The sequence below is a fragment of the Clostridium aminobutyricum genome (assembly GCF_017255415.1).
Lineage (GTDB): Bacteria > Bacillota > Clostridia > Peptostreptococcales > Anaerovoracaceae > Aminipila > Aminipila aminobutyrica.
In genome coordinates, this window is record NZ_JAFJZZ010000007.1 from 67,854 (window position 1) to 93,384 (window position 25,531).

11 protein-coding genes and 5 riboswitches are annotated in these 25,531 nt (G+C 39.6%); all 11 genes read right to left on the bottom strand.

The window, feature by feature from the left end:
• Positions 1 to 141: 141 nt before the first annotated feature.
• Positions 142 to 359, bottom strand: a riboswitch (cobalamin riboswitch).
• 241 nt (positions 360 to 600) lie between these two features.
• The 11 genes from JYB65_RS12680 to JYB65_RS12730 all read right to left on the bottom strand — a co-directional run bounded on the left by JYB65_RS12680 (position 601) and on the right by JYB65_RS12730 (position 25,147).
• Positions 601 to 7,206 carry an immunoglobulin-like domain-containing protein gene (locus JYB65_RS12680; RefSeq protein WP_206583054.1) on the bottom strand — a complete coding sequence of 2,202 codons (6,606 nt, stop codon included), beginning with the start codon at positions 7,204 to 7,206 and terminating at the stop codon, positions 601 to 603.
• Between the two features lie 106 nt (positions 7,207 to 7,312).
• Positions 7,313 to 7,918 (bottom strand): hypothetical protein, encoded by a 606-nt coding sequence (locus tag JYB65_RS12685; RefSeq protein WP_206583055.1) that lies wholly within the window; start codon positions 7,916 to 7,918, stop codon positions 7,313 to 7,315.
• A 162-nt stretch (positions 7,919 to 8,080) separates the two neighbouring features.
• Positions 8,081 to 8,815: an enhanced serine sensitivity protein SseB C-terminal domain-containing protein gene (locus tag JYB65_RS12690; protein ID WP_206583056.1), complete on the bottom strand. Its 735-nt coding sequence runs from the start codon at positions 8,813 to 8,815 to the stop codon at positions 8,081 to 8,083.
• A gap of 96 nt (positions 8,816 to 8,911) precedes the next feature.
• Positions 8,912 to 9,070 (bottom strand): DUF2292 domain-containing protein, encoded by a 159-nt coding sequence (locus JYB65_RS15230; protein WP_206583057.1) that lies wholly within the window; start codon positions 9,068 to 9,070, stop codon positions 8,912 to 8,914.
• Between the two features lie 13 nt (positions 9,071 to 9,083).
• Positions 9,084 to 9,401 carry a hypothetical protein gene (locus JYB65_RS12700; protein ID WP_206583058.1) on the bottom strand — a complete coding sequence of 106 codons (318 nt, stop codon included), beginning with the start codon at positions 9,399 to 9,401 and terminating at the stop codon, positions 9,084 to 9,086.
• 184 nt (positions 9,402 to 9,585) lie between these two features.
• Positions 9,586 to 9,803: riboswitch (cobalamin riboswitch) on the bottom strand.
• Positions 9,804 to 9,886: 83 nt separating this feature from the next.
• A complete protein-coding gene (locus tag JYB65_RS12705; protein WP_206583059.1) occupies positions 9,887 to 10,858 on the bottom strand; it encodes a TIM barrel protein in 972 nt (323 codons plus the stop codon).
• 31 nt (positions 10,859 to 10,889) lie between these two features.
• Positions 10,890 to 13,172 (bottom strand): 5-methyltetrahydropteroyltriglutamate--homocysteine S-methyltransferase, encoded by a 2,283-nt coding sequence (gene metE / locus JYB65_RS12710; protein ID WP_206583111.1) that lies wholly within the window; start codon positions 13,170 to 13,172, stop codon positions 10,890 to 10,892.
• 189 nt (positions 13,173 to 13,361) lie between these two features.
• Complete coding sequence (gene crcB, locus JYB65_RS12715; protein WP_206583060.1) at positions 13,362 to 13,730, bottom strand: fluoride efflux transporter CrcB; 369 nt, start codon at positions 13,728 to 13,730, stop codon at positions 13,362 to 13,364.
• Positions 13,723 to 14,115, bottom strand: coding sequence for a fluoride efflux transporter FluC (locus JYB65_RS12720; protein WP_206583061.1), 393 nt, complete (start codon positions 14,113 to 14,115; stop codon positions 13,723 to 13,725). The genes crcB and JYB65_RS12720 overlap by 8 nt, the downstream gene beginning before the upstream one ends.
• 56 nt (positions 14,116 to 14,171) lie before the next feature.
• A riboswitch (Fluoride riboswitch) is annotated at positions 14,172 to 14,231 on the bottom strand.
• Positions 14,232 to 14,707: 476 nt separating this feature from the next.
• Positions 14,708 to 24,409, bottom strand: coding sequence for an immunoglobulin-like domain-containing protein (locus tag JYB65_RS12725; RefSeq protein ID WP_206583062.1), 9,702 nt, complete (start codon positions 24,407 to 24,409; stop codon positions 14,708 to 14,710).
• 206 nt (positions 24,410 to 24,615) lie between these two features.
• Positions 24,616 to 24,831: riboswitch (cobalamin riboswitch) on the bottom strand.
• Between the two features lie 28 nt (positions 24,832 to 24,859).
• The gene (locus tag JYB65_RS12730) at positions 24,860 to 25,147 is read right to left on the bottom strand and encodes a hypothetical protein (protein ID WP_206583063.1); all 288 of its coding nucleotides are present in this window, start codon (positions 25,145 to 25,147) and stop codon (positions 24,860 to 24,862) included.
• Between the two features lie 119 nt (positions 25,148 to 25,266).
• A riboswitch (cobalamin riboswitch) is annotated at positions 25,267 to 25,484 on the bottom strand.
• Between the last annotated feature and the right edge of the window lie 47 nt (positions 25,485 to 25,531).

A 25,531-nucleotide genomic window follows, 5' to 3' on the forward strand; every position in this document is an offset into this window, starting at 1 on the left:
ACAAGGTTTCAGCTCACATTCCTCTCCATTTTGAAGGACAAAAAAAGCTGCAGCAAAATTGCTACAGCCCGTATTTCTGTATGTTGATTTTCTTTTAATAAGATACCCGTTAAAAGAAAAGAATTGCCGATCACCCGTCGGAGTTCTTAATCGTTTCATGCAGGTATTCTGGCTTGTGTATCATTGCCCTTTCCAAACCTTCCCAAGCTTTTTGCTCAGTGGCGCACGCAACTATTTAGATGCATGCTATGGTAAGACTCCTCACTTACAGCGGCGGGACCGCGCAGGATTTAAACCTGCTTCCCTCTTAGCTGTTTACTTTCATTTAAGCAAACAGAACATGAAAGATCTATTTAATTTTGTCAATCCAATACTAACAATTATTACCTGCTCCGTCAACCCCTTATCAGATAATTGTCTAAATTATCTAAAAAGTTTCTATTCATGAGATAAATAACGGTAATGAACTAAATAGTGACTGAATTACAAATCTATCATTAGTGTTAACATCTGGACACTCTCCATATAGTAAAAACACCCTAAGCTGGCATAATACAAGCTTAAGGTGTTTCTAATAATCATTATGAAATGACGATTTTGTTATTGTTTCATGTAGTTTGCAATCATGGTAGTTGCTTCTGCTCTTGTTGCGTTTGACTTCGGATTGAAACTGTATGATCCAAGGTTATTTTTCACTCCGTTTATAATGCCTGCTTTCTGCATAGCTGTAACGGCATCTTTTGCATAACTGGCAATCTCATAGTCATCTGCAAACTTCACTTCATCATTCGTGCTTTGAAGTGTATTTTTTGAAATATTTGCCGCATACTTCGATATCATTACCGACATATCCTGTCTTGTAATGTTTGCATTAGGAGAGAACGTATCATTTCCGGTTCCTCCTGCAATGCCATTTTCAACAGCCCAGTCTATTGCTTTTGCATACCATGCATTTTCAGACACATCAGCGAACTGTGACGTGTTGTACTTACTCAAATTATCGCCGCTCATATTGGCAAGAATCTGAACAAATTCAGATCTTGTGATTTGGCTATTCGGCGAAAATACATCGGTGCCCTTTCCTCTGATGATATCTCTGGCTGCTAGATATAGAATATTGTTTTTTGCCCAGTGACTTGCTGTATCTGTGAACTTTACTTCATTGTAACCTATTGCATAAGTAGACCAATGGTTATTCTCCATTGTAAAATATTTATTGTCATCGGTCATATGTCCATTTTTTATAACCTCAAGATTTCCATCCGGTTTCACCCAATACGCTACTACAGCATCTGATAGCTCCCCAGTTCCCAGTGAATACGGAACGGTGGAGATAGCAATTCCTCCAAGCTCTGAAACGGTTTGATCTCCCTTTTGTGCTGTAAATTCATAGATCGGTCTTCCTTCTAATTTTGCCTTTACATCATTTGTTACACCTGAAATTTTAGCTATAGCGCTTCCTGCGTCTGTCTTTGCTATGGTAATTTTAAGGTCTCCTGTAATCCCATTCGCTAATGCTTTAATGATATCTTTGTCAATGGTTACCTCTCCAATGCCCGTAATAATGCTTATCTGATCTACTCCATTGTTGAGAGAAGATACTGATGCTTTCGGTATCGTAGTTTCTACAGATGCTGCCTGACTGTCGGCTGAGACGTTGATCCTCAGTACAGAGACCACATCAGAATTACCATCTTGTTGTGCCGCTTTCACTTTATCTTGAACTTCTTTTAACGCTTTGGTTATATCTGCTGCGTTCAAAACAGCTTTTGCTTCTTTGGTAGCGTTATTTATGCTAGCCGTAACCGGCATTGTTACGGAAACACTATTCGCATTTTTCTGTGTTTTCTCTGTAACAGAACCGCCCACACCCGCAACATATCCGCCGACATCTCGACCTAAGTCTTTTGTATAAAGCCATTCTACATAATCATTTTCATAAACTCTCTCCAGCGCTGCAGAATGATCTGGGAATTTACCGTTTACACGATAGAGCCATCCGCTCTCGCTTCCTTTGTCGAATTCAGATAATCCATTGATTCCTCTTACATAAACACCATATTTTGTATTTTTATCTACATTTAGTGACGCTCCGGTTTTTTCCAGCAAGCTGAAAGCAGTCTCGCCAGATTCAATTTCTATAGCAGTTTTATCATACTTCCCACTCCATTTCTCACCTACCGGACCTGCAATACGAATATAAGCGTTTTTAACGGTTGGTGTAACAGGAGAGTCTCCATTTAATGATTTTACCTTTACAGTAAATTGTTTTTCAGTGCTTGTCCCATTTAAATATATTTTTGCAGTTAATACTACACTGATGTCTTCTTTCGCATCTCGTGTCACTTTGCCGTTCTCATCAATTGCAAAAAGCTTATTCGGAAGCCACGTAACTGAAGTTCCAAATAACCCCGTATTTGTCAGCACGATATCTCCTGTAACCTCATTTTGGGCGTTGATAGCCCCATTAATCTTCAAAGATTGAGCGGCATCATATACCAAATGTTGATTTAAGCTTGCATTTGCTGATAGGCTTGAAGTATCTTCACAGTACTTCAATACCAGGGAGGTACCTTCTTCCACATTGTACTGATCCAATGGCTCTGTTATCCTTATGCCATCTCCATCCGATGTTTGTTTATAGACATACCATTGCCCTTTGCTGTCTGCCTTGATTCCTCCAAGCTCTGCTATTTTATTGTCTTTGCTGGTGATACTAATACCGTTTTCCAAAGCTGCTTCCTGCAAAACTTCTAGTAAACTACCCACTTTGCTTATAGATGCCTGATCTAATATCTTATTTCCTGTCTGACCGTAAATGGTTAACGCTGCCGTACCCTTTTCTTTCAATCCATCAATTGCATCTCTTAGATTAAAGTAGCTCTGGCCAAAGTAATAATTCTTCATTTTGTTTGCATCACTTTTTACTGCTAAAGCAGTTTGATATGCATTCTTTAAAGCATTAAAACTCTTAACCGTATATTTAGTGTCACCGTCTGTTACAAGAGGTTCTGCTTTTTTAATGATTTCCTCTAATTGTTCCGGCTTAACTCCTACTCGTCTCCAAACACTGTCGCCGTAATAGGTGTCTCCAAAAGCTATTATAAATTGGGTGCTTACATTGCTTTTCCCTTCAATCTCCTGATTATAAATCGCTTCTAATGGTCCTGTACCGCTTACTTTCCAGTCATCTGAGATTAAGTCAACACCACTGGCCCCAACGTTTTTTAGTGCTGAAAAGCCACAGGCTACACATCCAGTAGACAAAGTCATTACGTATCCAGGTTCTGTATATGTGTTAAACAACCCGGTGTTAACTCCAGTTGGTTCTTGCTTATTTTTCATTGTCTCTATGAATGTATTAATTTGGTCTGTATCAACTTCTACTCCTTGAGAGATGGAAGTTGCTAATGGAACTAGAGCCCAGCCCGCCATATCCGGTCCATAGTCCAGGTCTGTTAGATAGCTCAAAAAACGAGCTGTTGCACCTACTCTATTATACTTATGTCCAGTCGGATCAGCCCCTGCTGCATCTAACGCCATACCAACCCATATCGGACATGCAAATGGTCCCCAACTTGGATTTTCATCTGCATAATTCTGTAGTTTCCCTACATAGTTTACGCCCTGATAATCATAAGGGTTATCTCCTTGAGCCAGAATCTGCAATACTACAGCCCCGTAATCAGTACCCTGCCATGTTGCATTCGGCTTATGGCTTTTTACATCAAATACTTTGAAATTATAATCTTTAAAGGAATCACCTAATACAGCCTTAGCTGCAAAAACATCCCAATAAGATCCTGTCAAGTTTCTATTTTCATTGTAATAGGAACGGAACTGAGCCATAGCCTTATCCAGTACGCTATCTGTTATCTGCTTGGGAACCGTTACTTGAAACTCTTTTACTTTAATAAACGTTCCATTTGTTACGGTAGCCGTTAATGTTACTTTTGTATCCGTATCTCCCAGTGTTACTTTTCCTTCATTTGTAATCGCTGCCGGGTTAGAAGATTCCCACACAATACTACTTCCTTTTTGCCCTGTTGCAGAAAGTCCTATATCCTCTGTAACAAACAACGGGATAGATAATGCATCATAGTCCGCTGTTCCATTTTCATTGTTCACATTGGTCTTTGCCGGTATCTTTATCAGAAAAGTTTTTACCTCTGATGCTCCGCCTCGCTTTATCGTTGCAGTTAGTGAAACTACGGCATCCATCTGACTCTGTTCAGGTCTGGCTACAATACCTGTTACAGGATTGATGACATCTGGATTGGAAGATTCCCATGAAATCGTACTTCCGTAATACCCCTTTACAGGCAAAGCTATGTTCTCAGTTGCGGTACTTGGGAGCTTGATATTGACTATATCTTTCTGTACAGCCTCCGCATCACTTAGCGTACTCGCATCGTAGGTCATGGAAGTTAAAATTGCCTTGCCATTCTGATAATCTCCCATCGCCATGGCAACTGCCATAGTAGCATTATCCCCAATCAACTCTCCTTGTGCCGGAGAACTATAATATGAGCCATCCTTTGCTCTTGCATTACGCAATTTGTCCCAAAGGCCGTATTCATCTACTTTATCCTTATTCCCGCTAGCAATTAAAGCTGAAATATAATAGGCATAATCTATTGTAGTGTAATTATTCCTAGTAAGTATACTTTCATTATCAGAAAGCCACTTTAAAGTTTTTAATAAACCATCAACTTCTTTTTGCGCAAACTCCTTTAATGGCTTCTTTTCACCATCTTTAACCGTAACTTCTGTATCATCATTTAACCAGCGACTAAATAAAATAACTTCCATGCTTTCAGATAGTAGTCCACCATTTACTTTAAATCCAATCGAATCATAATTATTCGCATCTAAGTAAGCCAGAACACGTCCACCTTCAACATTTATATCCTCACACTTTTTTACTTCAGCATCATCATTTACATCTATCATGTGTGATAGTATATCTTTAATGGCTCCAATCCTGCCATATTTTGTTCCTGAATTTTCACTTCCCCATTCTTTCCCTCCAAAATATGACTCTAATGCCAATGTATATAAAACACAAGAATCTCTTGAATATCCATAACGCGCAGCTTCATCTATTGAAGGCGGGCTGAAGCTTCCATTGTCATACTGCCTTGACAATATTTCTTTAATTAAATCTGCTTCTTCTGTTAATCCAGTACTAGGATATTCTTTTATGTACTGCTTTGGATCCTTATTCATGGCTATCCAATCCAGTATGGCTTTTACAGACGGCTCATTAAATATTGCATTATACGAAGAATACCCATTGTCGCCATAAAACTTAGTATTATATGAAATGCCTCCCAGATTAGTATCATTCATTAAAGATGCCACCGAGTACGCCTGTTGACTTTTGTTAATGCCCTTCGTTGATCCATCCTGCGGATAATGCTTGTAATATTGCTTCAGCAGTTCTATATTTCTTTCAAAAGGGAAATTTTTGTCTTCAGGTTCAATAGTAAATTTTTTCGTCCGGATAACTGTTGCACAGTTGCCGCTTTTGATAATAATCTTCAGTTGAACGGTTGCATTCGGTTCCCCAGCTTCCAGCGGATGCACCACTTTATCTTCATTTGAAACAATATCCTCGTTGGAAGATACTAGAGAAACAGTATCCTCTTTATCTTTAATCAATTGAACAATGTCACTTAATGTTTTATCAGGAGAATCTATCGTTGCCTTTAAATCCGCAACATCTTCGAAAACTTGCTCTTCTTCTTCTTTCACAAAGGTACGGTCTGCATCCGGATTCGCTTCTGCAAGCCTTAAAAATGCCGATTTTGCAGTTGCATCACTTTCCATTCTTTTACCGTAATCTAAAGCAATCGCTGCCATAGCAGTAGCTTCACCATTTGGAGAAGTAGCACTCGTCGTACGTATATATTGCCCAATATACGTACTTTGGTCATCTTTTATCTGAAATGTTTCAAGTTTCTGCCACTCCGCATCACTTACCGTTTGTCCGGCTGAAAGTTTGGCAATAATATAGGCCGCCATTGTTTCACATTGCGCAGTATAAACAGCTTTTCCTGAAGCTTTCAGTGTTGGTAAACCCGTTACGAGTTTTCCAATATCTGTTTTGGACTCCTCTGAAGAATCTAAAGAAAGTCCCTGTGTCAACCAGAAATTATTATAAAAAGTGATATTTTTAAAATCCTTGCTCAATCCCCATTGAGCAGCATTCATAAATCCGTTCTGCTCATCAAGCAGATAATTTGCAGGATTGTTTGCTGCTGCAAGAGTAGGTTTGTTAACTATGCAATCCATTATCTCATCAATACAAACGGTTTTCCCCTTATCCTCACCATAGGATGGCCATGCATCCCTCCAGTATGCATTTAATGCTAATAAAGCTAGGCCATCTGCTGCCTTTGGATTTGTATTATTCTCTATATTTGTAAAAAATCCCGTTTCCGCAGACTGTGAGCTTAACAATTCATGTATATAATTATGTCCCTGAAAGTCTGCTGGGTCTCCGCCTACTGCCAAAATATCCAATACTAGCTGTGCCAGCCAGGTCTGAGCATTAACACCATCTGTCGTTTCTGATAACGTATCAGAGGAATTCCCATCACCAAATGTCAAATCACTGATTTCATTGTACTTCAAGTGATACTGTGCCTCCATTTGGGATGCTGTTTTCAATGCCTCTAAGCTAGGTCTTTCCCCCACCGCAAAACGGGCCACTCCTTCCAGAGGAGATGAAAGTTTTGTATTCTGTCCCAATTGGCTATAATATTCCGTTACTTTTTCCAGCTGACTTTCCAATGAGCTTAAAGGCTGCACCGGTTCCTCTGAAAGCAGTTGCATCTGAACCGATTCTTCTAAATCTGCATTTTCAGTTCCCGTTTCATCTCCCAGATCTGAATTTTCTGTACTCTGTATGTCTGTAACCGCTGATTTTGTAACTGATTCTTCAGTTTTCACATTTTCAGCTGGTTCTGTTGTCTGATCCCCATTTCTATTATCTGCCTCTTCTTTTTCCCCTGTATTTACAGTATCTGTAATCTCTGTATTCCCTGCATCTGCTTCACTGTTTTCCAAATTCTCTGTAATAACAGTGTTTTGATTGTCTATGTATTCATTTTCCTGCTTACTTTCCGCAAAGCTAAACCCCATACTGAATTGTGACAGTAACATCACAACAATTAATGCTGATGCTATTTTTCTTTTCATGATTAAAACCTTTCTTAGAATGATATAAGAAATAAATTTTTGCTGTCCGTCCAGTAAAAAACAGGCGGCAGTATCTGCCGCCCATTCTGTTGAAAAAACAATCTAATTACTCTGCTGTAGGTTCGTCAATTGGCCAAGTATAATCATAGGTACTGTAATCAAAGCGGATCTTATCTCCTTCGTGAAGTTGGATTCTGCTCAAATATTCTGCAGCTGATGTTTCTGTTCCACCAGTTGGTGTAATATATGCACTCCAACCAGCTCCGATGGATTCTCCCCACCACTGTCCATCTTCATCCTGATATTCATCATACTGATTGTAAGAAGTATAGGTTCCTACATCTTTAATATAAGCGCCAGGATTACCGTACATTGGAGCTAAATCCACATCAGTGGTCACAGCCTTAGGAGGCGTATAGCTTTTTGTAGCCTGAATAATCGCATCCATCACAGAAGACTTAGTTCCTAACGGATTGATTGTAGTAGAAGCAAACTGAGTTGATGTGAAATAAGATTTTGTTGCCTGTGTTATATCAATCCCCATTGGCACATTCAACGGTGTGCTTGTATTCCAAATCGGAGTTCCCTCTACAGTAAACTGCACTTTTACATTCACTGTACTCGAGTCAGCAAATGCAGTAGCCGACATAGCAAATACCATGACTACTACTAAAATCAACATCATAATCTTAGAATTTAAAATTTTTTTCATCTTTCATCCCTCCATTTTTAAATAATTTTTACTAATGTATTTAGCCCTATATAACTAGCTTATGGATTGTCCCCCCTTTCTCCATAATTTTATTGCAAGCGCGTTAGTGCACTTGTTAACTTGTGTAATCCAGTAACTGTTATCCTATCAATTGTATTTGCTTTAAGATACACCATTATTAATTCGAGTATATATCTTGGCAGAATCCATTTCTGTTGTGATAAAATCGGGATTTTTTTGGATGAGTTCAAACTTTTCTCCCGGTTTCATATAGGGTTTCATAATCTCTGCCACGGGTGGAAACAGCTCTGTTTTCTCACCTTGAAAATCTATCAGCAGCATCCAATGTTCATCCAGCTCATTTTCACCCTTGGCCTTCATCAACCACGCAAACTCCACCTCCAGACAGTTTTTAAAAAAGTTTTCTAATATATCTTTTAATCCATTAGGGACTGCATCCGGTTTTCTGAGTTTTATTCTTCCTACGTGATTTTCTCTACGCAATGTCATGCCTATGGTCTGTGAATCAATGATTTCCATTAACTTTCTGTCCAAAACTATGTTTTCCTCAAATGGAGCAATCACTATACCATTTATTTCTGCCATTGAATCGATTATTAAATACTTAAGCTTGTTATACGGTATTTCCACCAGCTGTTCTTCTTTAAACCTTCCTAGTTTTGATTTTTTATGTAAAAAAGTAGGAATAAATTTTCTGCCGTCTCCTGCTATAAGCAGTGCAAAGGTCTTTTTACTATTGTCCGGTTTTTCAGTAACGTCAGGTACCCATAATATGGTTTCATTGAGCTTTTTAAAAAATTCACTTTCACATTCCGAAGATTTTTCTTGTGTAAGTTTTTTAAATAAATCCGTCAATTCTGTTTGATTTTCTTCCATGTGGTTTTCCTCCCTACCGAATAAAAAAGAGGTTTCCCATTGCAAACTTCGTCTGCAATCAAGAAACCTCCAGCTTTCTGGTCAGTTCTATGTCATTTATAATTTAATGCACTTTTTAATCTCTTCCACTCGTATCGGTTTCCCGTCATTGATAATAATCTTTATCTCGCCAAAGCCAGTCTCATGGATAATTTCCAACAGTTTTTCTTCTTGCTGAGACAAAGCTATCTTTTTCTCCCTTTTAATTTCCGACACGTGATCCCCTCCGTTATCCAATCATTGAACCATATAGTACCTTCTCTTTTGGCCAATACAAACAAAAACTATCATAATTCTCGCCCAAATAAACCCACACTTTTTCTCCATTCTCAATACTCTGTCCAAAGGTCAGATTAGGAACCATCAGCTTGATGCAATTTCTTTCTTTTCCCTTGATAACCTCGCCTTCTTTGATGGGGTTTCGTTTAAAGTCTTCTAACTTTTCGCGTAAATTTTCGATGGCAATTTTCTTAGAAAAAATGTCAGAAAAGACGTTTACATCCACACACACTACGTTATCAGGATCTTTAAACCAATTAATATTCATTTTTTTCTCCTCCTCCAAATAAGTAAACCATTACTTCACATTCAGAATAGAGAGTTTTGATATTCCATTCATCCTCAAAAATATTCTTTTTTCACTAAAAAAACTGTAGCATTATGCTACAGCCCGTATTTCTGTACAATGAAGAAACGTATCTCTACGTCTAAAGATTGCCGATTACCCGTCGGAACCTTTTCCATTTCATGCAGGTCTTCTGGCTTACGAATCATCATTCTTACCAAACCTTCCCAAACTAATGTTCAGTGGCTCATATACTCTTTCAGCGTATATGCCATGGCAGAACTCCTCGCTTACAGCGGCGGGACCGCGCAGGACTTGAACCTGCTTCCCTCTTAGCTGTTCACCCTATTCAGAGCAAACAGAACATCAAATGCTCTATTCAATTATCTTAAGCTTATGCTATCACCAGCTAAGCCTTCCTGTCAACCCCTTACTCGAAAAAATTGTAAAATATTTCAATTAAAATTTTACAATATCATCATTTGTTTTCTTAAAAGGATTTCTCTATGTTTTCGATTTTTTGCCATCAGTTCATGAACTAAAAAAAGGGGTTGTATTCTTTCAATGACCTTACTGATTTCTGCCGTTTCCCAGGGCATATGAGTATCTATAGAACCGAGCAGTTCATATACCTGAGCAAAGCGTTCATAATAATTGTCCCGAAGCCTAGGCGGGTTAGCCAGTATCTTTTTCGCATACTCTCCGCTTATGGACTGATGTAAGTGTATCCCTTTAATGCTTTTGCACAGTTCCGGGTCTAATTGGTCATGCGCATCCAAAAGGGTATGGATATACTGACAAGCTTCTTCCTGATTTTCTAATTCCATATTGGAGCATAGCAGATGACCTACGTCAAGCATAATACCTTTTTTTCGATAATGCACTTTTTCTAATAATCTCTTGGTCATTTCAGGGTTCGTCATGGTTAAGCCAGGCCACCATAAATTTTCCATTAAAAAATAGAAATCATATCTTTTACCGTCTAAAAGCGTGTTTATAATTTCCGCTGCCGCATCAATGACCTCTTCATCCGAATGTTTGTGCTGATGGGTGAAAACACCGGAAATTGTAACATCAGAGATATGAAACACGACATATTCCGCTTCCATACTGAACGCAAAATCTAAATCCGCCTCAAATTGCGACATGACAGACTCAAACGTTTTACCTCTATAAAAACTTTCCCACACAGAAGCCTCTCCAAATTCGTGGATTAGTTCCTTTTCATCCTTCAGCCAAAAATCCAGCCACTCAGGATAGAAAATCATATGTAACCCTTTTACCATTTCCTTGGTAATAATCCCCCGAACATCATCATCACAACGGATCATTTCAAGACCTTCACAGCCAAATTTTTCGTAAGATTCTCTTAAGTCTTCGTTGCTGTCGTACTCCAGCAAAGCTTCATGATAACTGGGGATGGATAAAATGTGTTCCATAATTGCACCTTTTTCACTTTATTGAAAATGTTTATTGGTTTAATAGCTGCCTTACCTTTCTAGTTGCTTTTACCATATTGACTAAACTCGCTGTGGTTTCTTCTATTCCTCGAGTCTTTAAGCCGCAATCCGGATTGATCCATAGCTTTTCTATATCAATCTTCTCCAGCATAACCTGAATGACCTGTATCAATTCGTCTTCGCTCGGAATCCTTGGAGAATGAATGTCATATACGCCAGGACCCACTGCCGTCCTAAAATTATTTTCATTCAGTGCGTCAATAATCAGTAGATTGGAACGTGATGCTTCAAAAGAAATAACATCCGCATCCATTGAGTCGATTTCTTTAATAATCTCCTCAAATTCACTATAACACATATGGGTGTGAATTTGGGTTGTTGCTTTTACTCCGCTGTGCACAAGCCGGAATGCAGGTATTGCCCAATCCAAATATTCACTGTGCCAATCTGCTTTTCTTATCGGGAGCTTTTCTTTTAAGGCTGCCTCATCTATTTGTATGATGCGAATGCCATTGCTTTCAAGATCCTGAACTTCTTCTTTGATTGCCAATGCAATCTGAAAGGCGGCCTCTCGAAGTGAAATATCTTCTCGCGGAAATGACCAGTTTAAAATGGTCACAGGCCCTGTGAGCATACCCTTTACCGGTTTGTCTGTAAGACTTTGAGCAAATTTCAAGTATTCGATGGTAATCGGTTCCGTTCTTTTTATATCTCCCCATAAAATCGGAGGCTTGACACAACGAGTTCCATAAGATTGAACCCATCCGTTTTGTGTGAACAGGCAGCCATCTAAGTTTTCTCCGAAATATTCTACCATATCATTGCGCTCAAACTCACCATGAACGAGAACATCCAATCCTATTTTTTCTTGTAAGCCGATACACTCTTTTATCTTTTCCTTTATTTTTTCTGTATACTGGCCCGGTGTGAGCTGACCTTTTTTAAACATTGCTCTGTTTGACTTTATTTCATCAGTCTGAGGGAATGATCCTATGGTGGTTGTAGGAAGTTGAGGAAGCTTGAAGAAGTCTTTTTGAATTCCCGCTCTCTCACGAAATACCGGTAATCTCGTAAGATCTCTTTCCGATAAACTTTCAATCTTTTGCGTCACTTCAGAATGCATATCTTTTGCTCTTTCTGAAAATAGCGAAACATTATTTCTATATGTTGAACTGTTTGTATAATCTTCTTCTGCAAAAATTTCTTTTAGCTCAGCCAGCTCTGTCAATTTTTCTTCAGCAAAGGCGAAATAAATCTTCTCCTTTTCTGATAGATCTTTTTCATTATTAATGGTATACGGAACATGCAGAAGCGAGCAAGAAGTACCGATTACGATGCGGTTCTTTTCTACATAGTGTGAAAGCTCATTCAAGATAACTAATGATTTCCTATACTCATTGCGCCATATATTTTTACCGTTTATAATCCCTGCAAAAAGGATCATCTCTTTCGGGAATCCTACTTCTCTTATTAGGGATAGTGATTTTTTCCCTTCCACAAAATCCAATCCTATTCCATCAAACCCAAGCGCGGCAATTTCACTGTAGCAGTCTCTGACATCTCCAAAATAGGTTTGAAGAACCACTTTAAGGTTACCTTTTTCTTTTAACAATTCGGTATAAATGGCATGAAATATCGCTATATCATCCGGTGTCAAGTCTGTCACCAGAATCGGCTCATCCACCTGAATCCATTCTGTACCCAATTCATTTAGTTTGGTGAAAATATCTCTGTATGCGTCAATCGCCGGATTGATATAATCATTTAATGTCTTCCTCCCTTTGTACTCTGCCAATTTAAGAAAAGTAAACGGTCCGATAATTACAGGCTTTGTCTTTACGCCATATTCAAGTGCTTCGCTGTAGTACTGAAAAATTTTATCATGGTTCAATTTTATTTGGGTGCTGTCCTCCATGGCCGGAACAATATAGTGATAGTTCGTATTAAACCATTTTTTCATCGGCAATGCTTTTACATCTCCTTTTTCCCCCTGATATCCCCTTGCCATAGCAAAGTAGGTATCTAGGTTTCCGAGATTCAGCTTTTTATAGCATTCAGGTATTACATTCAACAGGTTTGCCGTATCGAGCATTCCATCATAAAAAGAAAAATCATTTGAAGGGATAAAATCCAGTCCGCTGTCTTTTATAAGCTTCCATTGTTTCCTCCTTAATGCCCCGGCATCCTCCAGTAACCTTTCTACCGGCATAGTTCCTTTAAAATAACTCTCTACGCTAAACTTGAGCTCGCGGTGCTTCCCTATACGCGGGTAACCAATAATTGAATTTTTCATCATATCCTATCCTTTCATTGTTATTATTAAGAATGATTATAGCAAAGGATATATGTTATAGCGTAACTCTAAAATACTATTACGCGTTATAGTTAAAAATTATATCTATATTGTAAATATTCCATTATTTCGCCGCGCACAGCTCCATTAAGCATTGTTTGATTCCCTTAGCGGGCACGAATCCATTTATCAAAAACCCTTCAATACATGTCCAATGTGTAATCCTAGACTAGCTAATAAAATGCACAGGCTACAAGAAGCTAAAACATATAAGAAAAGTTTTTTATATTCTTTCTTTTGAAATAACGTTATATTTTCCATTTCAAAAGTAGAAAAGGTAGTGAAGCCGCCCAAAAATCCAGTACCGAACAGCAGTTGGCTTAAATTGCCCGGATGAACACCCAACAACATTCCTATTAAAAAAGAGCCTATTAAATTAATGAATAAGGTTGCGAAAGGGAATTCTATTGGAATCACTCTTTTTATAAATGAAGATATAATGAATCGCCCTAATGCTCCGATCGCCCCGCCAAGCATCACCATAAGAACTTCAATCATTTCCTTCTATCTCCCTTCCAGCTATCAGTTTGTTGCTGACATATACCCCTACAGCCGCCGATAAAAATCCACCTATTAAACTAGATAGAATATAGGCTGATGCTATGAAGTAATGACCACCCAAAAGCAAATCACAAGCTTGGATGCTAAAAGCTGAAAAGGTAGTAAAGGAGCCAATTAATCCGGTTCCAAGGCCGGTAATCAATGCATGTGACAATTTTGAAAATGTCGATAAATATGTTACAACTATCGCCAACAGGAAACATCCTATGACGTTAATAAACAAGGTGTTATACGGAAAAATTCCCGTTTCAAATGTTATGCTTATCCCATATCGGGCAGCAGCACCAAGGGCTCCAAATATAGCAATGTATACATAGTGCATTTTTATTCTCCTAAGTAAAGTGATATCATACAAAAAACTCCTACATAGCGGAAAAACCACTTGTAGGAGTCATTAGCTAAAAGCGTTTAAAGGCGAACTCCATCGCCGTTCATATATAAATCTATACCTTATATTATCACCAACAGAAAATAGATTCAACTGTTTTTATAAATATCTATTCTTTCAGATTTACGCCTGCTATTGCTCCCGTATATATACCTAATATTAACACTAACATACCTATTATCATCCAACACGTTTCCACCGATTTCCACCTCCCATTTCAGTATTCTGCCTATATTTACTTATTGCTTGTACATTTTTATATAGTTAGCTATAGCTAACTTATGAGAAGAATTTATCATACTTGCAGGAATTTGTCAATTATAAAAAAATTTTTCATTATTTACATATTGCAATTTATATATCTTTGCTCTGATCACGTATACGCTGGACATGATATAAAAAAGAGGTTGCAGCAAAATGCCGCAACCCCTTTTTCTGTACAGTGAGACGTAGGTGAGATGCACCCATCGCTAACCACAGCTTCGCTATTGTCCTATTCAACCTCTTGGTTCAGTGTATTGTAAGATTATCGCTTCAGATAGTTTACAATCATCGTTGCAGTTTCTGCCCTTGTGGCACTGCTTCCCGGGTTGAAATTGTATGTTCCCTGGCTGTTTTGAACGCCGTTTATTATGCCTGCTGCCTTCATACCTTTTACAGCTTCCACCGCATAAGAAGCAATGGTTGAGCTGTCCGAAAATGTAGTTTCATAATCTCCTGTGTTCAAGCTAATCCGATCTACATTTGCAGCATATCTTGTTATCATCACCGCCATATCCTGTCTTGTAATAGTTGTATTTGGATCAAACTTCCCATTGGCGCCCTGTGCGATGCCTGCTTTTTTCGCCCACAGCGCTGATGCGGAATACCAATCTGTTGCTTTTACATCATCAAATGCCGTATCCGTATATTGACTCAAATCTTCACCATTGATATTGGCAAGTATTTGTACAAATTGTGCCCTTGTTATCGTGGCGTTTGGTGCAAAGGTCGACTCGGTCATTCCTTTTACCACTTCTCTTGCGCCAAGGTATGTAATATTGGTATCTGCCCAATGATTTTTTGTATCATCAAAGTTCATATCATTATAGGCGATCACATAGGTCGAGCACTGGTCTGCCGGCATTTTAAATAGGTTTCCGTCATTCTCCATTTTACCTTTGATAACAGGTTTCAGGGTTCCGTCCTTGGTTAGCACGTACGCAACAATTGCCTCTCTTTTTTGGTCTTCCGTTCTTTCATAAGGTATCCTTAGCATTACGTTTCCCTCTAATTGTGAGATTTGTTTTGTTCCTGCACTTATCGTGATTTCGAAGACTTTTCCCTTCTGTATCGTTGACTTTGCTTTCTCTGAAAGAGCGGTATTCCCTGCTATCAAATCATCGGCTTCTGTCTTTATAACAGTCAGCTTCAAATCACCTGCTTCCTGTTTGAGAAGAAACGCAAATGCTTGTCTATCAAAGGTAATGTCACCGATAGGTGTCGTTAATGTAACGGCATCCACCTTATCATTCAGTTCTTTAGCCGCTTCTTTCGCAATAGTCGTTTCAACACGCTTAGCCGTCGAATCTGCTTTCACCTCAATCACTACTTCTTTTTTTACGGTATCTCCCTGTTTTTCAGCAGCTTCAGCCTTCTTTAAAACATCTGTGATGGCAGTATTGATATCTTTAGAGCCTATGGATGCACTGGCCTGTCCGCTCTTATCTACTTTTACTTCCACTTTTACCGTACTCGTCACTGTTTTGGTGGTATCTAAGGCAGGTTTTTCCACTACCTCTTCTTCTTTAACCCAACCTTTTGTTCCTGAGACCTTTGTCCAATCTTCTGTATAGAACCAAACAATTTTTTCACTGCCGTTTAATTTCCAATCAGCCGCACTTACGTCAATTAGATAATTATCTACTGTCACCATCCATCCGGAATTTTTACCCAGATCGAACTCAGCCAGTCCGTCTATACTCGAAATATATTTGCCCCCTGCTTTAATGGTATAGGTTGTTCCATTAAGAGCTAATACGGCCTTTAGCGCGTCCATAACGGTGGTAACTCCCGGATTAATAACGTAGCTATTACTGGTCCACGTCTTACCGTTTGCTCCTTTAATCGTCAATACAACCGACTGTTCTTTTTCCGGTACAGGATCTGCCTGCTCCGCTTTAACATTTACAACAAAAATAGCCGACGTATTGATTCGCTTAATAAAATTATGATTATCATCATAATAATCTTCGTAATAGGCTACTTTAACACTTAAAGCGCCTGCTGTACTGCTGTCAAAACCATTAATGGAGCAGTTATTAATATCAATTTCTTTTAAGCTACCTTTTCCGTCTGATATATATTTCGCCTTAACAACCATACCGGCCGTGTCCAGGCTTTCTCCTACTTTATATACAGTCTTATTTGGCAGCTTTGTGATCACTAAATCCGATATATAGTTGTTTAATTCAACTTCTGAATTATTTGGAAAATCAGTTCCCGTAACATGAATCATATAAATGATCGGTTCTTTTTCTCCATTCTGAACAATAATTCGAACTTTATCTGCTACTGCCAGTGGTTCTGAGTATGTACCTGAAGCAACCCGTTTGTTGTTAATAAACAGGTTATCCGTACTTGTACCGGTTGCTTTAACGTTCAAACTTTTTGCATTCGCAGCATCCACTACATACTGATATTGACCGCTTTGTAACGAAATTGTTTGACCATTTATGATGATCTCTTTTAAGTCCTCCGTTTTCCCTACTGCATTTTCTTTACTCTGGGCTTTAAGAATACCTGCGATTTCAGAAGAAGTCTCTCCCATTACGCCGTTATCCTGGAGCACTGCCGTATAAATCTTAACGTATTTGGCACTGTTGATTTTCACGGGATTCCCGTTTTCATCAACTGCCCAAGCTAAGTCCATACCGTCGCCGTTATAGGTTCCAATACTTCCTTTGTATGGATTTACCGCAATGTTATTACTTCCGGTAGCATGCGAATCCGCATATCCGAAGGAAGGGGTTCCATCTACACTAATCTTATTACCGGCAAAAGAAAGAGAAGTGTTTGAATAGTTCGGATTTGCACCAATACCCGTATTATACACATCATATGTTTTCGGATTCGGATAGTATGGCTGCTGGTGCGTATTATTTTTATATACAACTCCGGATTTTCCATCTGAAGTAGACCATGCCACATCGGCAGCTTTTGTAAAAGAGGTATCCGGATTGGTGTAGGTTACGGTCAGATTTCTCTTTGTATCGGCATTATAATATTCGCTTCCTGCCAATTCATACCACGTCTTCCCATCTTGAGAGACCATAACGGCTGCCGGTTCACTATTGCCATTTCCTGAGTTGCCATAAACAATAAAGTCTATACCATAGGCATTGGTTTCATCATTTGTTATAGGGGTATCAAACCCATATACAATATATCCGCCATAAGCTCCCAGTGAGACAACCTTTTCTGAAAGTGGATTTTCTAAGGTCACTTCCGGATTCGGATAGGCATTGTAAAGCATTTCCTCTTTATTTATGAACTGACCCGGAGCGGGCATAAAGGTCACGACTGCCGTTGGTTTCACTATGGAAACAGGGTCTTCTTTGTATAGCTCTAATTCCTCCACATCTTGATAGTAAGCCCGAATGATGAGTTTTTGATTTCGAATCAGGACCCCATAGCCAGGATCCATTGCAACAGTCTCATCCAATATTAATTTTTTAACTTTCTTCTTTACATCGTAAGCATATACATCGCCTGTATTGTCCACTAGATAAAGAATTCCATTGTATTCAGCCTGTGAACGGATATTTTCCAATCCAATATTCTGCAACACCTGTACCGTTGCATTTCCCTCAGAATTAAAGCTTATCTTGCGATATTTTGTCCCATTATTCTGATTTTCGACATTGAAAAATGCTTTTTCATTGGTATCATAGGTAAATGGCAGTGTACTCGTTAACCACGGAGTATCCCCCGCATAGGACTGCGGACACTTAATATCATATCTGTTTTCCCATTTACTGTGATGGCTCGCATCTTTTATTTCGCTGTCACTGAGCAAGAAATATTGATGTTTTACTTCACCCGGTCTGTCCGGTGTTGAATCTGCCCAAGTGGAATCTACATGATACCACCTTCCTGCAATCTTCACTACATTCCACGAATGATCATTGCCGCTTACATAATAACTTGGTACCCCTGCTTTTTCCAGCAATAAATTCATCGCCAGTGAATAGCCTTGGCAAACCGCATCCCCATCCACCATAGCACCGTAAGCCGTATAAGCGGTCAAGGTATCAGCCGAACCGGTGTGGGAGCTCTGTTGATTATATTGACAATGATCTACAAGCCAGTCATGAAGAGCTAAAAGCTTTTCCACATCCGTCATTCCAGGAAGAATGCAGTTTTCTACAGCCGAAGTTACTACGTCGTTAAAGTCCGTTTTAGCCGTCGTTAACGCAGCAGCCTCTTTAAACTGTCCAATGATCGAAGGATATAGTGTAGCTGTTTTCCCTTCTATATCAATGCTATATTCGGTTCTTACATAGAATAATTCAGGGTGTTCAAATAAAACATTTAAATATAGATTGATTATATTTTTTTGGATTTCACTCCCCGTTCCTGTATAAGGAATGCTTATGGTGATACTTGACGCAGTACCTCCTTTATAGGCCGTCAAACTTTGATAAATAGCATTATAAGCATCCTGCTCAGCGGCTATTCTTTCCTCTATCGTCAACTGTGCATTTGTTTTTATCGCATCAAGCTCCGTCTTTGCCTCTAAAAGGGCCTTGTTTACCAGAACTACTGTGCCTGCATCCTGAATAACAGCAGTGCCTCTATTGATTGCTTCCTCTAGTTCTGTTTGCTGTGCTGCACGATACTCGGATATATTTTTATACGTATTAAGTTCTTGGATAGCAGCGGTTTTGGCTGCCTGTAGCTGCTCTCCTGTCCCAACTACAATCGTTGAAAAAGGCAGGATTATTTTTGTTGATTCGTTTCCGATGGCCGTCAGGGAATAAGTGCCTTTCGGTAGACTTAATGTGGCACTCCCATTTGCATCGGTAACTGCATTTTCAATAGGGATAACTTGTCCGTCTCCATTGACAAGCGCCAGCTGTATCCCTGTAAGGTTTATTTTATTCTGATTGATCTCATTGGCATCCTTCATTCCATAGACAGCAAAGCAAAAACCTTTTAAGGATACCGTAAACGGAACAATCGACGTTGCTTCAATCCTGCTGCCCTCTTCAAACCAAGCATAATAATCGGAATACCCAATCGCATCTTGATAGATAAAGAAGTCTACTACATCATTGTCTTTTACCTGTGCTTGATTGATGGTATAACCGGTATATCCTTGATAGGTTTCATTGTACACACCATCATTTGGAGCCTTTCCATTAACGGCAAACCCATTGTTAGAAGTTTCCACTCCAAATAGTATTGAAATATTGCCATTCGAGCCTACCTGCAAGAAGTCGCTCCGCGTATCTTTTGTAAATTCTTTGCCAAAGATAAGTTCATGTGCTTTTACTAAAGCATCTAAAGTAGATACATGGTTTTCCACGGTATCCGGATATCCGTAGTCCTCCGCTAACCTATAGTCTACGTTCACATCCTGAGGAGCAACGACGAAAGTGCCTTCCACTTGTGCCTTAATCGTCACGTTTGCTTCTACATCAGGTATGTCCGGATTTGGATTTTCCGCGCCTCCATTTCCCTTTACAATGACCGTTGCCGTTACAATCTGATTCACTAACTTTTTAAAGTTTTCATCGTTCGGATACTTTTCCGCATATTTTGCAAATCGGATACTTTGTAAATTACTTGTTATGGTTACTTCTGTATCGTCTTTAGGCGTTGATGCTAGTACCAAATTTTCATGTTGGATGATTGTTGGTTTACTTGAATGATATAAATTATAGGATTCATCGTACCCTTCTTTTGGTAGATCATACGGTTGAATCCCTGTATCTGTACGGTTATTGTAATTATATATCCAAACCAGTTCATTCTGATCGTTTAGGTAACACTCCTGAAACGCACGCAAGCTTTTCGTTACATGATCCGCACTCATTCCGTTCAGAATGCCCGTCGCATAATTTGCTTTCACCATTTCCATCAACGCTATTTCTTTGTCGATTTCATCTTGTAGAATAGGCTGAACGGTTAAAGTGAAATCTTTCGTTACGATGGTATCGGTATTTTTTCGCTGCATGCATACAGTAAGGATCACTGTTTTAGCCGTCTCCCCCGGAAGCGGTCTGTAAACCACTGCGCGATACCCATTAATCTTAATGGTACTCGGATCACTGCTTGATACAGTGAAGTTATAATTACTATAGTTTTCAATGCCCGTATTCTTTGGAGTCAGTAACTGAATGTCATCCGTGATTTTATCAGGTTCTATTATTTTACCGCTCGAAGATACTTTTAACTTATTAATGGTGTAATTGGCATCTAATTGAGTCTGCATATAGCTGAGCCAATCAACGGAATTATCTCCCTGTAAGCTCAGATCAAAAGTCTTTGTTATCCTTATGTCTGCTTCGCCACTCATACTGTTTGTTTTATTAAATGTAATGGTAGCCGTTAACGTAACTTCAGTATCTTCCTCGGGTGTGGTTATTTTTCCGGTCAAATCACTATATGGTATACCTTTGGAATCCAAAATGTTTACATAAGTACTGTTTGACTCCCAGGAGATGGTTACCCATTTTCTCTCATCTACCAGTTGAGGCAAACATAAGTCCTTTGTAATATTTGTCATCTCTTGATTTTGACCTTTAATCAGGTCAAAGGTCAATTTATCAGCAATTTGATCGGTCATGGTCTGAATGACCTTGGTTTGATCCCACCAAATATTGGCAGCCAACTTACAATTTACACTTTGCTGATTTTTATTTAATGCAAACTGTAAATCGCTGACTTGTCCGAAATTTAGCATATCGTTTAAATTCGGATCGGTATAAAAATAAGTAATGTCGCCGTTCGGCGCAATATATTTTTCGTTTACATTATTCAGCAAACTGACAGAGATACCCGAATAGCCAAGAGCGTCTAACTTTTTTTGTACTACGCTAACAATATTGGTATCCGTTCCAAATGTCGGCTTTATAACTTTTACATTCGTTAATGCAGTATTTGCCTTATCCAGATAATCCTTGGTTGCTTCTTCCTGGGATTTCACTGTCAGCTCAAATTGCTTGGTATCTGAAATTTTTCCTTTTGTGATGGTGGCCGTAAGGGTCACTTTTACATTCCCTGTCAATGGGAGTGTCACTGCTCCATCCTGTGTGATGACTGCCGGATTACTGCTGAACCACGTAATAGTCGTTCCATTTTCTCCTGCCCTAGGAAGATTTATAGTACCGGTTTCCGCTATAATAAGATTCGTGATTTCAAGGGCGGTTCTGTCCTTTGCTACCGCTTCTACATCTAAGTTTGGTCCGGCTTCCGTTCCCCCTTGCCATTTTAAAACAGGATATCCATTATTGATGGCTTGATCTCCCGAATAATCCTTATTAAAGGCATTTCCTAAAGTCGTGACAAAATCGTTATCTTTTATCTCGGAGGTGCTCTTCCCTACGGCATCTCCAGTTCCGCTGCCCAGACCCGTACTAAAGCTGTTTGTCAGATAGTAACAATTCTTTACACTTCCGGTAGTACTTCCTGCTACAGCACCTATTTTGCCCATGGATTCTTTTTCTTTGGTTATGGTGCCGACGTTATAGCAATTTTGTATCTCATTTGTCGATTTACCTGTAATACCGCCGATTTCCCCACAGCCTGAGCCAGGACAGGAACCTGAAATATTTCCTGCATTGTAACAATTGCTGATTATTCCATAGGATAGTCCAGCGATACCGCCTACGTCTAATTCTGTTGAAAATAAGGTGGTTGATGTTTTAATGGAAGCATAGTTGACGCAGTTTTCAATGATGCCTGCCGAGTTATTTCCTGCAATGCCTCCCACACGTTGTCCGGTTGCGACAATACTGCCGCTAAAGGAGCAATTGCTGATGCTGCCGTAATTCACGCCCATTATGCCGCCGACATTACTAGTAGCTTGAGTAATCTCTCCTTCCACCATAACATTTTTTACAGTGCTGCCAGCCTGGCTATAGGTAAAAAGGCCATTGGTGCCCTTCAGTCCGCTGATCTTATACCCCTGTCCGTCAAACGTTCCGGCATATGGGTTTACATTACTACCGATAGAAGTCCATATGTTGCTCTTCTCTTCATTGCTTAAAATAAGATTTCCTATCAGAATAGCATTAGCCGTTACATTCCCTGAACTCACATGGTTGCTGAACCACGCAAGGTTTTCACTGTTTACGATCTGATAATAGGTTTTCCCATCCTTTACTACGGTTGTCGGCTCTTCCGATGCTCCGCTCCAAACCCCACGTACTTCCATGGTTTTTTGGATGTTAAGTTCTTCCCCGTTGACCGCAATGCTTCCGGTTATCGTTTTATATCCATTACAGGCTATGGTATAGCTGTAATCCCCATCGGGCAGACGATAGCTTCCGTTTTCACCTTTTGATTGCACCTCATTGCCGTGTTTTAACGTGATTATGGCAGCAGCCGATGAGTTGCCATCAGCAAATGAAACGTCAAAATGAACCCTACTTCGAGGAGTTTCCGCCAATACGATGTTTGGGATAGTTACCGCTGTGCCATTGACAGTAAAGCTTCCCTCTAATGTATGAAAACCAAATTTTTCAATGGTATATGTATAGCTGCCTTTTGGCAACGTATAGTGTCCGCTGCTTCCGCTTACGGTTTGACCTTCTGAATTTTTTACAATAACTGCCGCATCGGACGGAATCATTCCTTCAAAATCTACAGCATACGTTTTAATAACTAAATTGACAGTTATCTTTTTCCCGCCATTATTAACCGTAAAGTGGTCTTCCACTGTATCAAATTCGTCTTTAGTAACTCTGTACAAATAGGTACCGTTACTCAATTTGTATGTTCCGTCTGCTTCGGCAACCATGGCCTCGCCATCTGCATCCTCAACCGTTACCTCCGCCCCCCCTTGATTTATCTCAAAGGCGACGATGTACTTGGCATTGGGATCTTGCCATCCAAGGATTGGATAGCCACTATTCTGATTGGGTGTTGTATCAGCAACAAAACTTCCGCCAAGTTCCGCTACAAAGTCATTTGTCTTCATGTAGTTGGAAGACTTGGCAATGGCATTTGTATTAGCGGAATCATTTCCTACACCTACAGTATAAGATTTGTTATCGTAATAAATACTTTTTATAACGGCTGACGGTCCCTTGAAGCCTATCGCTGCACCTACATTAGAAGTTGATGTAGATTTCACTTCACCAACGTTATAGCAATTTGAGATGGTTCCTACATAACCATAGCCTACCAATCCGCCCGTATTGCTACCTGTGGATTCCACTTTGCCTAGATTATAGCAGTTGCTAAGGCTTGACGCCCTGTTCTGCCCTATAATGCCGCCCGTATCAGATTTGCCAGAAACATTTCCCACATTATAACATCCTACGATATTACCGTAGTTGCTTCCTGCAATGCCTCCCACATATTTCTTTGTTGAACTAATAGTCGCTTTATTAAAACAATTTTCCATGGAACCGGCATTATAACCGACAATCCCGCCTGCACTTTCTCCACCGGCCTCAAGACTGCCCTCTCGTGCCACATTCTTGATAACTCCTGTACTGCCTACATAGCCGAATAGCCCCTGGTTAGCAGCGGTTCCGTTGATCATCAGTAATCCACTTATCGTATACCCGGCGCCATCAAATTTCCCTATGTATTGATTTGCAGAACTTCCTATAGGCGTCCAATTCACCGGAGTCTCAGCACTTAAAGTGATGTCATTTATAAGGACTGCACTTGCTGTGGTTACCTTCTGGTTATTTACCAGCGCTGCAAACCATGCTAAATTTTCACCGTTTGCGATCTGATACTCTCCCTTTTCATCAACCTCCGGTTTTGTTAAGGTTGAGCCGTCCCAAACAGAGCCGCCGCTTTGCAGTTTCACTCGCTCATTTTCGATGCCGCTGTCCGAATGATGTTCGGTATCAATCACCGGCTCATTTTCAACATTGTCATCTATATCATTTTCGTCAGTCATCACCGGCTGAGTCAGATCCAGCGTATCAGCCAGTGAAATTGTCGGCAATAAGTTTAAACAAAGCATAAGTGTTAAAAATATTGCCACTCCTTTTTTCTTCATACTATTCTCTCTTTCTTTAGTACTACACACAAAGTTATTCCCCATCAGCAATTTCAAGGAACATTTCCTACATAACAAAAAAGACCATGGCAATAGCCACAGTCCGAATTTACTGTTTCCGATATAATACTCTCCCTAATTAATTGCTTCTTTGTGATACAATTAATAATTCCCCAGAGGTATACTCTTCATCGGTTCCTCGCCGATTCCGATTGACATTCCATGCAGGTCTCCTGGCTTACGCTTTCTTCAATCACAACATCTCTGCCTTCCCGGTTTCCCAGTGACATATTTAAAATTTGCGAGATGTTGCTAAGCGCTTACAGTGGCGGGACCGTTCAGGAGTTGCACCTGATTCCCTCTTAGCTGTTATTTTTGATTAAACTAAATAAAATAACAGAACATAAAACGTTTATTAAATTGTCTTTTGTAATCCACTCACACTAAAACTTACTGCGGCCAATACAGGCAGTAACTCTCATAATTTTCGCCCAAATAAACCCACACGGTTTCCCCCATTTCGATAGGCTGACCAAAGGTTAAATTGGGTACCATCAATTTGATGCTTGTTCTCTTCTTCCCCGTTAAGATCTTCCCTTCCTTCACCGGATTTTTTTTAAACTCTTCGAGCTTTTCACGCAGATTATCAATGCCTGTTTCCTTTGAGAAGTTCTCCGCAAATTGATTGACATCCGCATATACAACATTATCCGGATCCTTAAACCACTTAATATTCATGTCCTTCCTCCTAAAAATAAAAAATCATATAAAAAAAGCTGCAGCACATTGCTACAGCCCGTTTTTCTGTATAACGAAAAGACGTATGGAACGCCTAAAAGCTCGCCGATTACCCGTCGGAACCTTTCTCATTTCATGCAGGTCTTCTGGCTCACGAATCATCATCCTTGCCAAACCTTCCCGAACTCACGTTCAGTGGCGCACATACTCTTTCAACGCATATGCCATGACAGAACTCCTCGTTTACAGCGGCGGGACCGCGCAGGATTTGAACCTGCTTCCCTCTTAGCTGTTTACCAATATATTGATAAACAGAACATCAAATGTTTTATTTAATTTTCTAAGGGTATGCTATCACCTGCACCTATTCCCTGTCAACCCTAT

Bases quoted from the DNA above. Each gene is read 5' to 3' on its own strand.
- JYB65_RS12680 (WP_206583054.1), bottom strand. From the start codon at position 7,206: ATGAAAAGAAAAATAGCATCAGCATTAATTGTTGTGATGTTACTGTCA.
- JYB65_RS12685 (WP_206583055.1), bottom strand. From the start codon at position 7,918: ATGAAAAAAATTTTAAATTCTAAGATTATGATGTTGATTTTAGTAGTA.
- JYB65_RS12690 (WP_206583056.1), bottom strand. From the start codon at position 8,815: ATGGAAGAAAATCAAACAGAATTGACGGATTTATTTAAAAAACTTACA.
- JYB65_RS12700 (WP_206583058.1), bottom strand. From the start codon at position 9,401: ATGAATATTAATTGGTTTAAAGATCCTGATAACGTAGTGTGTGTGGAT.
- JYB65_RS12705 (WP_206583059.1), bottom strand. From the start codon at position 10,858: ATGGAACACATTTTATCCATCCCCAGTTATCATGAAGCTTTGCTGGAG.
- metE (WP_206583111.1), bottom strand. From the start codon at position 13,172: ATGAAAAATTCAATTATTGGTTACCCGCGTATAGGGAAGCACCGCGAG.
- crcB (WP_206583060.1), bottom strand. From the start codon at position 13,730: ATGATTGAAGTTCTTATGGTGATGCTTGGCGGGGCGATCGGAGCATTA.
- JYB65_RS12720 (WP_206583061.1), bottom strand. From the start codon at position 14,115: ATGCACTATGTATACATTGCTATATTTGGAGCCCTTGGTGCTGCTGCC.
- JYB65_RS12725 (WP_206583062.1), bottom strand. From the start codon at position 24,409: ATGAAGAAAAAAGGAGTGGCAATATTTTTAACACTTATGCTTTGTTTA.
- JYB65_RS12730 (WP_206583063.1), bottom strand. From the start codon at position 25,147: ATGAATATTAAGTGGTTTAAGGATCCGGATAATGTTGTATATGCGGAT.